The sequence below is a fragment of the Abiotrophia sp. HMSC24B09 genome, from assembly GCF_001815865.1.
Taxonomy (GTDB): Bacteria; Bacillota; Bacilli; order Lactobacillales; family Aerococcaceae; genus Abiotrophia.
Genome location: NZ_KV822214.1, coordinates 42,160 through 55,821 on the forward strand (window position 1 = coordinate 42,160; position 13,662 = coordinate 55,821).

The 13,662-nt window shown below is 43.7% G+C and carries 14 protein-coding genes; all 14 read right to left on the reverse strand.

Going from position 1 to position 13,662, the window contains the following annotated elements:
* Positions 1 to 65 precede the first annotated feature (65 nt).
* The 14 genes from rpsG to HMPREF3093_RS09000 all read right to left on the reverse strand — a co-directional run bounded on the left by rpsG (position 66) and on the right by HMPREF3093_RS09000 (position 13,606).
* Positions 66 to 536 (reverse strand): 30S ribosomal protein S7, encoded by a 471-nt coding sequence (gene rpsG / locus HMPREF3093_RS08935; protein ID WP_023392495.1) that lies wholly within the window; start codon positions 534 to 536, stop codon positions 66 to 68.
* 38 nt (positions 537 to 574) lie between these two features.
* The gene (gene rpsL, locus HMPREF3093_RS08940; protein ID WP_070756678.1) at positions 575 to 988 is read right to left on the reverse strand and encodes a 30S ribosomal protein S12; all 414 of its coding nucleotides are present in this window, start codon (positions 986 to 988) and stop codon (positions 575 to 577) included.
* 260 nt (positions 989 to 1,248) lie between these two features.
* Complete coding sequence (locus tag HMPREF3093_RS08945) at positions 1,249 to 1,887, reverse strand: MmcQ/YjbR family DNA-binding protein (RefSeq protein WP_070756680.1); 639 nt, start codon at positions 1,885 to 1,887, stop codon at positions 1,249 to 1,251.
* Positions 1,884 to 2,408, reverse strand: coding sequence for an NUDIX hydrolase (locus HMPREF3093_RS08950; RefSeq protein ID WP_070756682.1), 525 nt, complete (start codon positions 2,406 to 2,408; stop codon positions 1,884 to 1,886). The genes HMPREF3093_RS08945 and HMPREF3093_RS08950 overlap by 4 nt, the downstream gene beginning before the upstream one ends.
* Positions 2,409 to 2,412: 4 nt before the next feature.
* A complete protein-coding gene (locus HMPREF3093_RS08955; RefSeq protein WP_070756683.1) occupies positions 2,413 to 2,697 on the reverse strand; it encodes a GNAT family N-acetyltransferase in 285 nt (94 codons plus the stop codon).
* 80 nt (positions 2,698 to 2,777) lie between these two features.
* Positions 2,778 to 3,251 carry an ASCH domain-containing protein gene (locus HMPREF3093_RS08960; RefSeq protein ID WP_070756686.1) on the reverse strand — a complete coding sequence of 158 codons (474 nt, stop codon included), beginning with the start codon at positions 3,249 to 3,251 and terminating at the stop codon, positions 2,778 to 2,780.
* 130 nt (positions 3,252 to 3,381) lie between these two features.
* A complete protein-coding gene (locus HMPREF3093_RS08965; protein WP_070756781.1) occupies positions 3,382 to 4,026 on the reverse strand; it encodes an MgtC/SapB family protein in 645 nt (214 codons plus the stop codon).
* 34 nt (positions 4,027 to 4,060) lie between these two features.
* Positions 4,061 to 6,124: an extracellular solute-binding protein gene (locus HMPREF3093_RS08970; RefSeq protein WP_070756689.1), complete on the reverse strand. Its 2,064-nt coding sequence runs from the start codon at positions 6,122 to 6,124 to the stop codon at positions 4,061 to 4,063.
* 109 nt (positions 6,125 to 6,233) lie between these two features.
* Entirely contained in the window at positions 6,234 to 7,940 is a 1,707-nt protein-coding gene (locus tag HMPREF3093_RS08975; RefSeq protein ID WP_070756691.1) for an ABC transporter permease, read from the reverse strand.
* 11 nt (positions 7,941 to 7,951) lie between these two features.
* Positions 7,952 to 8,959 (reverse strand): ABC transporter ATP-binding protein, encoded by a 1,008-nt coding sequence (locus tag HMPREF3093_RS08980; protein WP_023392504.1) that lies wholly within the window; start codon positions 8,957 to 8,959, stop codon positions 7,952 to 7,954.
* A 39-nt stretch (positions 8,960 to 8,998) separates the two neighbouring features.
* Positions 8,999 to 10,027, reverse strand: a complete 1,029-nt coding sequence (locus HMPREF3093_RS08985; protein WP_023392505.1) for an extracellular solute-binding protein — start codon at positions 10,025 to 10,027, stop codon at positions 8,999 to 9,001.
* Between the two features lie 11 nt (positions 10,028 to 10,038).
* Positions 10,039 to 10,875: a glycerophosphodiester phosphodiesterase family protein gene (locus tag HMPREF3093_RS08990; protein WP_070756694.1), complete on the reverse strand. Its 837-nt coding sequence runs from the start codon at positions 10,873 to 10,875 to the stop codon at positions 10,039 to 10,041.
* A 225-nt stretch (positions 10,876 to 11,100) separates the two neighbouring features.
* Positions 11,101 to 12,609, reverse strand: coding sequence for a lysine--tRNA ligase (gene lysS / locus HMPREF3093_RS08995; RefSeq protein ID WP_070756696.1), 1,509 nt, complete (start codon positions 12,607 to 12,609; stop codon positions 11,101 to 11,103).
* Positions 12,610 to 12,814: 205 nt separating this feature from the next.
* The gene (locus tag HMPREF3093_RS09000; RefSeq protein ID WP_070756698.1) at positions 12,815 to 13,606 is read right to left on the reverse strand and encodes a hypothetical protein; all 792 of its coding nucleotides are present in this window, start codon (positions 13,604 to 13,606) and stop codon (positions 12,815 to 12,817) included.
* Between the last annotated feature and the right edge of the window lie 56 nt (positions 13,607 to 13,662).

Consider the following 13,662-nt stretch of genomic DNA (forward strand, 5'->3'; position numbering starts at 1 on the left):
TTTGAGAGTGTGCATAGTAGTCAAAAACCACTAGCTTATAACAGCTAGTGATATGACTGAAAATCTTACCAACGGTAATGAGCGAATGCTTTGTTGGCTTCTGCCATTTTATGCATGTCTTCGCGTTTCTTAACTGATGCACCAGTGTTGTTAGCTGCATCCATGATTTCGCGTGCTAAACGTAATTCCATGGTCTTTTCACCACGTAAGCGAGAGTAGCTTACCAACCAACGGATGGCTAAGGTGTAACGACGTTCTGGACGTACTTCAACTGGTACTTGGTAGTTAGAACCCCCCACACGGCGAGCTTTAACTTCTAATAATGGCATGATGTTTTCGATTGCTTGTTCGAAAACTTCCATTGGGTCTTGACCGGTTTGTTCGCGCACGATATCGAAAGCAGCATATAAGATAGTAGCAGCTTTACCGCGTTTACCATCGAGCATTAAACGGTTAATTGTGCGAGTAACTAATTTTGAATTGTAGAGTGGATCTGGCAAAACTTCGCGTTTTGCGATTGCACCTTTACGAGGCATTCAAAATCCTCCTTTCTGAATGTTTAATGATGAGGCTCTTAGCCTTTAGGACGTTTGGTACCGTATTTAGAACGGCCTTGTTTACGATCGTTAACACCAGCAGTGTCAAGCGCACCACGAACGATGTGGTAACGTACCCCTGGTAAGTCTTTTACACGACCACCGCGGATTAAAACAACGCTGTGTTCTTGTAAGTTGTGACCGATCCCTGGGATGTAAGCTGTCACTTCCATCAAGTTAGACAAACGTACACGGGCATATTTACGTAAAGCTGAGTTAGGTTTCTTCGGTGTCATGGTCCCCACACGAGTACATACCCCACGTTTTTGTGGAGAGTTGTTGTCCGTTTGGGTCTTTTTGAAACTGTTGTACCCTTTGTTTAATGCAGGTGAGTTTGACTTAACGACTTTGGTTTTACGAGGTTTATTAACTAATTGGTTAATAGTTGGCATCCAAGCTCCTCCTCCCTTTGCTTTAATCTAGTCCACACATCCAAGTGTGCCATTTTTATGGAAAAATAATAATGTTGCTTCTATACCAGTCAGCACGACTGAATTTCAGGAATCTCGTATAAAAACACCTCTACTAATGTACCAATAAAATCCCCTTTCGTCAAGGGGGTATGGCGACTTTTTTTGCGATTGGCTTGATTTTTTTGAGCAGTCCTGTTAAAAGCAAAAAGCCCTACTCATAAGCAGGGCTTCTTATGTCCTTATTTCTTAACTAAGCGATAGCTTTCCGCTAACATACTGGTCAGCTGATCCCAATCCGTCTGTGCATCTAGTAAGACACTAAACCAATGTTTCTTGTTCATATGATAGGCAGGAAAATAGCGGCAGTTATCGATGCGCTCCACAATATGCTCGGGCTTGCCCTTGAGATTAAGCACCAACACCTGGTCAGTCCGCAAACTCGTTTTATCTAGCCGACAATAGTCGACCGGCAAAAAGATACCAAATAGCTTATCGACCGTCGGCACCTTGAAGCCTATTATTTCCGGATGGCGCTTAAAGGGATGGGCTGGTGCCAGCCCGTAAGTCGCCTTCACATGCTCCACCAATCGCTCTACTAGCGGATTGTCTTGAATCTGCTGGCCTAAAATCCGATTGAGAATATCATCCACCTGCTGGCGTAGGGCTGTTACCAGCGCCCCACTGGCACTGGCTACCTCAAATAAGGTGTAGGGTTCTTCCATGGCCAAATCATAGACCACCAGTTCTAGCTCATGGTCTGACATAGTCATTCGAAGCTCAAATTCCCCTTCGGCCAAGACATGGCGCGCCTGACCATTTTCAAAACCCCATTCTGCTAGCGTGGCCTGGCTCAAAGGCTGACCTAGTTTTATCTTCATTTGTCAGTCTCCTCTCTTAGTTCTAGCAGTTTGCTAGCAATCGCCTGCCAACGTTCCCAGTCGCCCGGCACAAGTTTTGCCTGCCATTGCTCCAACTGGTCTGGCGCTAGCCAAAGCCAGTCCTGGCTTTCCTCTGGGTCCAGAACAAGGGCGGGCGCCAGATCCGCTAAAACAATTCCGTAAATATCTAGCCACCAATTGTCATAGCGATAGTCCTCCAACCAGACTAAGTCATGGGGCGTCACCTTAATCCCTGTCTCCTCCCATAACTCGCGACAAGCAGCAAGTTCCGAGCTTTCGCCTGCCAAAACTGAGCCATTGGCGCCAAATTCCCAATTATTAGGATAATGGGCCTTACCATGACTACGCTGGGTCAGTAGAATCTGACCCTTTGCATCCATTACCAAAACGCGCGCCACCAGATGATAATGACCTGGTGGGATGAGGGCTTCTTGCCCCCTCAAATGTCTGATGCCAGTCAATTGCTTATTGACATCGACTAGTTCCCATACTTCTGGCATCCGACTAGTCCTTATCGGCATTGACCGCATCATACTGCGAGTCACGTTGGAACTTAGCTACTACATAAGAGCATTCTGCCTTAATCTTTTTGCCTTCAGCCTTCATAGTCGCTACTAAGGTGTCCAAGAGTTCTTGGGCGACACCCTGGCCACGCAAACTATCGTCCACAAAAGTATGGTCGGCAATGACCACCTTGGGATCGTCTGTCGGCCGATAAGTAATCTCAGCTACGACTTCTCCTGCTGCATTATAGCCTTCAAATCCTCTTTCTGTTCTTACAAATTCCATTCTGACGTCCTCCTTATTTTCCCAATATATCATATATGATATATTGGTCTTTTTCTGTCTAGATTTTTCGAGCCAGTAAATCAGCCTAAGCTCGCCTCTGGCAAGCGGTAAACTACCTGGAACTCTTCGAAAACCAGTTCCTGTTCAGGGGTAAAAACCTGACCGACTAAGCGAAATTCTGCTTCAAAGAAAGACCAATGGGCCTGGCGCCAATATTCTAGGCTAAGGTCGCCCTCTCCTTCTTTTCTAGCCCAAGCTTCGGTCACTTCTTCATAGGGCATGGTGACCACCCCCGTGGTCTGAATGACACATTGAGCCTGGTTACGGCTATTCAGAATCACGCTATAGCTTCCAACTTCCGGCAGGGGCTCATCCTCTACCTCATAGAGCAATTTGGCTGAGCAGGTGGCCGTCTTCTTGCCCGCCATGACCAGCTGAGCCAAGGGGTCCGCAATGACACTGCCCGGTCCACCGAAACTAAAAGCCTCATAGGGCGTATCCTTTGCCAGCCCCTGACGCCTACAAAAATCCTGCCACATGACTTCACTGCGCATCTCGCTCGCCTCCTGATTCTTTTCTCTTATTATAGCATGTTTTACATTGTAAATATCCATAACTACTTCAAATCTGTTCATTCAATCTCACAAAAACGACTAAGCGCGATGCACTTAGTCGGTAAATGGCTTATTCCGATATAGATACCAAACGAATTTTCCGGATATCTGGGTGGGCAGCTAGTTCTTCAATTAATCGGGGCAAAGATAATTCTTCAGGGACATGAACCGTAAAAATATTACGATAAAGTCGGCGCCCTTCTGAATTTTCTACATCAAATAGAATATCTGTCACCTCAATTCCTCGTGATTCAAAGAACTGAGTCAGAAACTCCTTGGTTGCCACTCGATGAATGTATTTTATTTCTAGTCGCTTAACATTGGGCATATGAACAATACGTCGAATAATTGTAAGCGAAAACATAACTGCCGCACAAGTCAAAAGAGCAATCTCATAATATCCCATGCCGATCGCAATCCCCATTCCGGCTGTCGTCCACAATGAGGCTGCCGTAGTCAATCCTGCTACACGTTGCTTAGTAACGATAATAGTCCCGCCACCAAGGAAACCAATCCCGCTGACAATGGGTGCTAAGAGTCTCACTTGGTCTACTCTAATCTCTGGATGCACTTGTAATTTTTCATAGAAAACAGCTGCTTGAATCATCGAAATTGCTGCTGCACCAATACATACCAAAATATGTGTCCGCAAACCAGCTGGACGGTTCTTCTTCTGCCGGTCATATCCTATTAATCCGGCACACAGAATCGCCATAAAAAGTCGCAGACTAACCACTTGATAATCCACTTTATTCCTTCTTTCTTTGCTTTTCTATGGCTTGCGCTACCGCAGCACCTAGATTCACTTCATTTTGTAAGGCATATTCTTCTGCCCATATACCAAAGCGAGAACCAGTCTGAAGATTGGCCCTTAATTGACTTAACCACGGATATTCAGCTTGGATAACAGGATTATCGACAACTGAACTAGTTGGCAATAGCCCACCTAGTAATGCAAGAGGTTTGGCTACTTCATCACTATAGAGCCACTCAAGAAAGTGTCCTACTTCTGGACGTTTAATAGCAGGTTTAGACACGCAAAGTACTCCGCCACCTAAGAGTGGGCGCCCTCCTGGAATGGCTGAAACACCAATATCACTCGAATGGAAATGCGACGCACTCCCTACTAAATCACTCCCGTAGTTGGAGAAAATGATTTCCATAACAGAATTCCCACTGGCAAAGTTTGCTGCCGCATCTCCCCACCAACCATCGAAAACCTGTGCGCTATTCGCAAGACTCTCTTGATATGCTTTTAAACACTCTAAGAAGATTTCCGTCTCAGGTGTGGTTTCATCTAACTGATGGGCTTTCTCTAGTAAACGCGGAACGAAGTCTGCATAGGTAATTAGGGGGCCACCCTGGATAAGCGAATGCCCAACGAGCCCTTTCTTAAATTGAGCTTCCTGTATGAATTGGCTAATTCGGTCAAAAGCCGCAAAAGTCGTTGGCACTGCTAATTGCTCTCGATAACGTTCAAAATACTCTCGTTGTATTAATTTATCTTCAAAAAACTGCTTATGGTAGAACAACATTTGCAAACTGATATCTAGCGGCAAGGCGTACTGATATCCCGACACATGGGTATATTCCTTAGGGATCCCTTCTATTAGAGATTGGTTAATCCTTGCCACTTGAGGTATAGAATCTAAGCGAGCAAAAGCGGACCAATCCACACTTCGCATTCCCGCTATATCCAAACGGACAATATCTGCATCAATCGGTCCATATTGATTTAGGAGAGCATACATAGCCTCGTAGCCCAATTCTTCAACCTGAACAGGAACCCCATACACTTTCTTATAGCGTTGGGCAATCTTCTTAATTGCTTGAGTCATGGGCGTTCCAATGGTCAGAAAACGCAATGGCTTGCTTTCTTTTAATATGGACGGGCTAGATACAACTGAAATATCAACTGGCAAAATTTCGGATTGGTAAACTTGTCGGCATACCTGTTGTAGAGCGCGATATCCCAGTTGTTTCAAGTTTAATGCACCACCTGGGCACTCATGAAAGGGCGTAGGTTCACCTAACACAATCACAGAGCACTTAAGCGGTAAATACAACCAATTACTCAGCTCTTCCAGCTGCTCCTTGTAACTAGGGCTCAATGCAACTACTATGTCATTTTCTGTCAAGTCGTCAAGTATATCGGCTAGTTCAATCCACTTATAATCTCCTTCAATTCCAATGACAGTTATCTCACTTTCAGGTAAAAGTGACTGAATCAAAGATTCATAGGCGAATTGAAAGCCCTGACGATCACTCAATACAACCACTCGCTGGTTCCCATCAACCCAAGCTCTTAGCATATGACCAACCATCTCCTGATTAAAATCGAGATAGTATACGCGAGAGGATAGAGGTTGCTCCGCTATTAGACAGTCTACCAAAAGTAACGGGGTGTCAGCTTTATAATTATCCAAAATTGCCTGCTTCGGCGCCGCCCCAAGGCAAAAAATTGCGCTCGGTATTGCAGTAGCCAACTGTTCTACAAGGTTATCTAAGTCTTGACGCATCCGAAAATAGGTCAATTCAATTTTATAGTCGGTGCCACTTATAGCGAGATAGGCACCAGAAACAAAGGAATCATATTTTCGTCTCAATTCAAATGGGATAATCAAATGGATAACCTTTGACATCCCCTTACGTAAGGTTTGCGCTGACTCGTTGACATAATATCCTAATGCTCTAGCAGCATCCTCAACCAGCTTAATTTTCTTAGCGCTCACATTTCCGCGCTTATTTAAGACATTTGAAACCGTTCCATGTGATACGCCAGCTTTTCGCGCAATATCATCCATCGTTGCCATTCCCATCACCTCACTAACACAAATTATAGCACGCCCTTATGAAAAAATCAGCATAACTACAGCTGCAGTTATGCCGATTTATCGCTCATATTACTGAATCAATCACCAATTACTTACTTTCTTTCTTCGGAGTTTTCCGATCCTTAGTACGCGTTAAGTATAATGAGGTTGATGTCATAATCATTAAGACCACTGTATAGACAAAAATCATGGCCTTGGCACTAGTTGTAGCCGTTTCCGTACTTGCCGACCGCACGACAATCCCTAACGGAGTGAAAAGCGGATGGTAAAGGAAAACGGATAGGTCGTAATCCGCTAACAGAGAATTAAAATTGAGCGCCATCACTGACATGAGCACCGGTAGCAAGAATGGAATAATCACCCGCGTCATGGTATAGAAGGTTGATGCCCCCATGCTCTTAGCGGCCTCTTCCATATTATTATCAATACTGAAAAAAGCAGCCCTCGTCATCCGATATGAAAATGGCATTTTCACTACTACATATGCAATTAGCATAATCGCCAAGGTTCCAATCAGCACTCGATTGAAAACAACAGCTTGCGGGTTATTGAAATAAAAGAGAAAGGCTACAGCAATCATGGTGTTTGGCAAAATCCATGGCATTAAAGCGCCCCATTGAAATAGCTTGTCTACTTTGTACTCAGCCTTATGAACTAACCGGGCAATAACAACCCCCAAGAGCGTCACAATCACTGCAGCCAAAGCAGCATACACAATGCTGACTACATATGGCATAAAGGATTCCGCATTGGTAAAGAGTTGGCTATAATTTTTTAAGGTGAAATTACTAAAATCAAGTTGCCCTTTTTCAATAGCCACTGGGTCTTGGAAGGAGAACAAGATAATTAACACCACCGGTAGCATGTAGATTAAGAACAGAACATATGCCACTAAATGAGCAATTACATTCCACAGAGGAGATTCAATCTTTTGCTTTTTGAGCCGAGCCTTCGTCTTGCTTATTGAGATGTAATTCCCATTCCGTTCAATACGACTTAGTACTACTAGAAGTGTAATTGTCATAATAGCTAAGAAAATTGCTAAAACCGCTGCAATATCTTTTGAACTACTAGACTTAGCAAAAGTGATAATCATAGGGTTAATAGTTTGGAAGTCCGCTCCCCCTACAATCAGCGGCGCCGAAACAGCCGATAGCCCCGATAAGAAAGTAAAGATCGTCAAGGCAAAGAGAGTTGGTTTCAGGGTTGGTAAAACTATCTTCCAGAAAACTGTGAAAGGCTTAGCCCCCATATTTCGCGCTGCTTCAATTGTGTGATAGTCTACGTTTCGAACTGCGCTAGTTAAAAACATAATATGGTTGGAAGTACTAGAAAAAGTTGCTACAAAGAGTACAGCTGCGAATCCTACAAACCATTGCCGATTAAATCCCGGAATAAAGCTTGCCATCGCATTAGTTAAGAAGCCAGTATCCCCATACAGGAATTTATAGCCCGTAACCAAGACTACTCCACCATATATCAAAGAGGTCATATAGCCTATCTTAAGCATTTTTGCCCCTTTCAGATCCCAGTACTCGGTAAATAGAACTACTAAAGTCCCTACCACATTAATAGTGACCACCATAGAGCACGCTAAAATAAAACTATTAAAAATACTCTTTAGAGCTCGTTCAGATTTCAGGACTTTTTCAATCGCTCTAAAGGATACTTGTCCGTTATTGACGAAGACTGTATAGAGCAAATTAAAGTTAGGCAAGACAATAAAGGCCAGAATCAGCCAAACTAGCAATAAGCGCAAAGCAATCTTCTGTACGATTTTACGGTCGAATTTCATAGGAGTACCTCCTAAAACTGCAGAATATCTGCAGGATTCATAAAGACAGAAATTTCAGACCCAATCTCACGTTTAGAGAATCCATCATTTTTATCAATAATATGAATATGCTTCCCATTGGTTAACTTGACGGTGTACTTGAGAAGAATACCATCAAATTCCATATCCAAGACAACCCCTTTAGTCTCCACATCATTTGGATAGTCTCGATTGAAACGTACACGTTCCAATCTAATATAGCCGGCCTTATCCTTAAAGGTATGGCCTGAAGATTGGCTTAGCATCAGCATAGTGCCCTCATCAAGACGATTGTTGTCTCCAATAAAGTCACAAACAAACTCTGTTTGAGATGCGTTATAAACTTCACTCGGTGTCCCGACTTGTTCAATTTTCCCGTTATCGAAAACGGCTATGCGGTCAGAAAGTGTCAAGGCCTCTTCTTGATCATGCGTAACATACAAAGTCGTAATTTTGAAGTCCTTTTGGAGCCTCTTGAGTTCCTTACGCAAATCAACCCGAAGCTTAGCATCTAAGTTGGATAGAGGTTCATCAAGGCAGAGAATCTTAGGCTCTAAAACAAGTGCACGCGCTAGCGCCACACGTTGTTGTTGTCCCCCAGATAGTTCCGAGACATTGCGCTGCAATTGCTTCTCGGTAATTTTAATTTTCTTAGCAACTTCATTTACTTTCTCACGGATAATTTCCGGTTTCATCTTCTTGACTTTGAGACCAAAAGCAATATTTTCGTATACTGTCATAGTTGGGAAGAGGGCATATGACTGGAAGACAATCCCAATCTCTCGGGCTTCAGGCTCTAATCGCGTGACATCTCGGCCACCTACTTCAATCTTACCACGCGTTGGAATATTAAAGCCCACCAGGGCGCGCAAGGTCGTTGACTTGCCACAACCTGAAGGGCCCAAGAAGGTGAAAAATTCACCTTCTTGAATCTCTAAATTCAGGTTGTCCACAGCCACAAAATCACCATAACTGATTTGGATATCTGTGAACTTGATCATTGTGTAATCTCCTCTTCTTGTTTATAGCCTAAACGTTGATTATTGGATAAATTCTAGGGTAACCTTTTCTACCCATTGGTCAATGTGTTGACCAACAAATTCCCAGTCAATATCTTGTTGTTTAGTCTTTGAAGCAAACTCTTTAACGTAATCTGGAGCTTTTTCCAAAGCCTTCTTATTCGCAGGAATTGTACCGAATTGATTGCTCCAAGCCAATTGTGTTTCGGCGCTACCGAACCAATTGATGAATTCCTCAGCTAATTCTGCTTTCTTAGAGTTTTTAACAATCCCTAAATGTTCAGAAACGAAAGGCATCCCGATTTCTGGTTGCATAAATTGCATTTTAACGTTGCGTTCTTTCTCTAGTTGAAGTAAGCCGTTCCCCCACATTTGACCGTACTTGTACTTACCTTCAATAATGGCGGTGCGGTGATCTTCCCCTTCAGTATAGATATGGGCATTTTGAATATATTTCTTAACTACTTCCCATCCTTCTTCTGATACTCCAAGCTCACCATCTTTGTCTGCGTAACGCGCTAGGATACTAGCCAAAATCATTTTTGGCGTCCCACCTGAGAGAGCAAAAATCCCGTACTGATCTTTATACTTAGGATCTGTTAAATCAGTCCAGTCTTTCGGCATAGTTTGCGATTCATTCCCCATCAAAACCAATGGCACGACCGTAATTGGCCAATAGTTTCCGTCTGGGTCTGCGAGCCCCTCAGTTACTTCATCTGCCCAAGCCGGCTTATATGGTTTCAAAACATCTTCTTTTTTAAGCTTATTATATTCGATAACATTTAAGCCAAAAGTTACATCTGCAATTGAATTATTTTTTTCCCCAATTAATCTATCAGCAATCTCCCCACCGGGAACTTCAACAATTTTAATTTTAAAACCTGCTTCTGCAGCTTTTTCAATTAACCAATCGCCACGTCCGCTAGATACTGCATTCGAGTAAACAACGAGCTCTTGCGACTTGTCTGCTTCAGCTTGAACTGCAGTAACACTTGCAACCGTTGAGAATACTGCTAACCCAGCAAACAACATCTTTAACTTCTTAAACATTTTAATCCTCCTTATTTTTGGCAGTTCTGGCGATAAGCTGCGAGCAGAAATGGCCAGTCTGTTTGAATAACATCTGGACGATGTGCCACAATATGTCCCCATCCCTCTGATGGATTGAGAACGGCTTGGTCCTCGTCAAATTGATAAAAAAGATTGTGTCTTACTCCAATATTAATACCGTTAAGTAACACTAGGTATCCAGCTTCACGGAGCGAAGATCGCCAATCAGCAGCAAGCAGAGGTGAATTTTCCTCTGTCGGCAATAACTCCGCTCCAATACAATGAACATAAGGATAAGCATCAAAATAGGACATGTCCATTTGTTCGCGTAAAATCGGCATGTAAAACACATCGAGTCTATGCGAATTCAACTTATCCAACAGTTCATCTTCTAGTGGACTTTTGAAGAATACGCGATCTAGTGTTTGTGTATCTACAAATAGTCTCATAAAAGCTGGGTCGTCCCAATAAAACCATGAACGGTCAATGTTTACCAGCCCATCAGCTGGCAACCAAGCAAGAAAATCACTCAGCTTCTCTAGATGATATCCCGAATCATCACCAATCCCATTCAAATAAGCGAGTGCATCAATCTCAGCGCTAGTCAATTTTTCTAATGTGCCATTTTCTACCCCCAGTAATCTTTTCTCGTTGTTATGATGGAACAAATAGTAGACCCCATCTTTAGAACGGGCAATATCAACTTCTACTAAATCTGAACCTAACTGATAGGCCAACTGAGTAGACTTTATCGTATTTTCAGGGATGTTTCCTCCTCTCATACCACGATGGGTTAAGATTAAGAATCCTTTTTCTCTTAACCGTTGATGAAATAATGTATCCTTCATCAATACTCCTCCTTAAAACAGAAAACGCTAACAATTGTCTACGAATTCATTTTACACGTATTTTTGACTCGTGTCAACTATTTTTTGTAAGGGTATTCTTGAGTGCGGGTAAAGATCCTAACTATCGTGTTTATAGCGCTAATTTCCAAGTATATTCGTTAACCGCCCTCTTACTTCAAGTAAAAAAGAGGACTTCTATATAAGTCCTCTTTTGATACACTTGTTTTATGAATGGTGGCGCATAGTTGGGAAGAGGAGGACGTCGCGGATAGCAGTAGCGCCCGTGAAGAGCATTACCAGACGGTCAATCCCTAAGCCCCAACCACCAGTTGGAGGCATCCCATATTCTAGCGCTTCAATGAACTCATCATCCATTGGCTGAGCTTCATCGTTCCCTTTGTTCTTTTCTTCCATTTGCGCTTCAAAACGTTGGCGTTGATCAATTGGATCACTCAACTCTGTGAAGGCGTTGGCGTATTCTTTCCCTACAATAAAGAGCTCGAAACGGTCAGTGAAGCGTGGGTCTTCTTCGTTCTTACGTGCCAATGGCGATACTTCCACTGGGTGGCCGTAAACGAAGGTTGGTTGGATACACTTATCTTCACAGTGCTCTTCGAAGAAGGCATTGATGACATGACCCACAGTAGTATCGTGGTCGTTGAGTTCCACGCCATGTTCCTTAGCCAAAGCTTTGGCTTGGTCGAAGTCCATGGCTTGCCAGAAGTCCACACCTGTAACTTCTTTAATCAAGTCTACCATATGGCGACGAGCCCAAGGTTGACCTAACTCAATAGTGTGACCGTGATACTCCAAGCTAGTCTTGTTGAGGACACGCTCAGCTACCTTCTTCAGCATGCCTTCAATCAAGTCCATGACATCTGTATAAACTTGGTAAGCCGTATAACATTCGATAGTGGTAAATTCTGGGTTGTGGGTGGTATCAATCCCTTCATTACGGAAGATCCGCCCTAACTCATAAACCTTCTCAATCCCACCAACTACCAAGCGTTTGAGGTGCAACTCAGTCGCGATGCGGAGATAGAGCTCCATATCCAAGGCATTGTGGTGGGTTACGAATGGACGAGCGGTTGCCCCACCCGCGATGGTATGCAGAACTGGTGTTTCAACTTCCAAGTAACCTTGGTCGTCTAAGAAACGGCGGATTTCGCGCACAATCTTAGAACGCAAGATAAAGCGTTCGCGGCTTTCTTCGTTACTAATAAGGTCCAAGTAACGTTGGCGGTAACGTTGCTCTACATTGGTTAAGCCATGGTATTTATCTGGCAGAGGACGTAAAGCCTTGGTTAGGGGATGGAATTCTTGGGCGAAGACCGAAAGCTCACCTGTATTGGTCTTGAAGACATAGCCGACAACGCCGACAATGTCGCCCAAGTCTGCGGCCTTAAACCATTGGTAACTATCTTCACCTACTGAATCTTGGCGGACGTAAATTTGAATCTTGCCATCCATGTCTAAGAGATGGGCAAAACCAGCCTTACCCTTACCACGTTTGGAGACCATACGGCCTGCCACACGAACAGGGATTTTCTTTTCTTCTAAGGTTTCTTTGTCAATCTCACTGTATTCGTGCAAGATTTGGGCAGATAAATGATCCCGGCTAAAGCCCGCTGCAAAAGGGTTCACACCCGCTTCTGCCATTTGAGCCATTTTCTCACGACGAACCAAAAGCTGGTCGTTAAGTTCAGCCTGGACATCTTGATGTTGTTCAGTCATTTAATTTCCTCCTAGTGCTATCTTGACGGCTCTTATCAAAAAAGCCCATACGTCTTTATTGTACCTGAAAAAAGCCTAAATGTCATGACTTTTTCACCTAAGCAGACAAAAATAGCGGGAGACAAGTAAACCACCTAGCTTGCAGACCAATACGGGGGCATCCGATTGGCCTAGCAAGCTAGGTGGGCGTAAGAGAATAAGCCAATTAGTGAGTCTCTTCCAAGACATGGAGGGTCAGCCGGTCAAACTGGTGGGTATCATAACCAAATCGTACCAAGACCTGTTTGATTTGTTGATTAGCATCCAGGCAGAAATGACGGACCGACTGCTTGTCTAGCGAAATCACCTTCTGCATCCATTGCTGTTGGGATTGGCTGAGAACTGAGCGGGCACCTTCATAGCGAGACCAGTCGCCAATATCGTTGGGCAAGTGGCCTTTTTCTAGGCACCAGAGGGCCGACAGAATATTGCGCATCATCAAGATACATTGCATGCAGTAGTTAATCTCGCCTCGCATCATACCTCTGCATAAGGTATGGAGGTGGGCGTAGTACTTGGTCAGATAGTAGTCAATCATGGCCTGATTGACTGACAATTCCAAGGCCAAGGAAGATTGTCGCATCGGTTCAATCATGCCTTCCGGGTCCCAAATGACTTGAATTTGTTTGAACCAGATGCTTGGCTCAAGTTCTGAAGCATAATAGGCCAGCACTTTCAACTTGATAAAATGTTCAAAGTAAAAGGAGGCATTGACATCGTTTAGCTCTTCAATAAAGAGCAAATCAGGTGACCAGGTCGCCAACCATTCATAGACTTGGCGTTTGGCTTTTTTGTCGATGACAATTAAGCGAAGATCAATATCCGAGCAGGGATCATCCTGATCTTGAAGCGCATGGCCAGCCAGAAAAATACCTCTCACCCAGGGCTCCTGCTCCAAATCTCGACAAAGGGTACTTAGGAAAACAGTGCGTTGTTGAATCAGCTCTTTTGTTACCATGTGAGCACCTCCCTTTGCCTCTATTATAGCATATCACTAGCAAAATAACACTGACA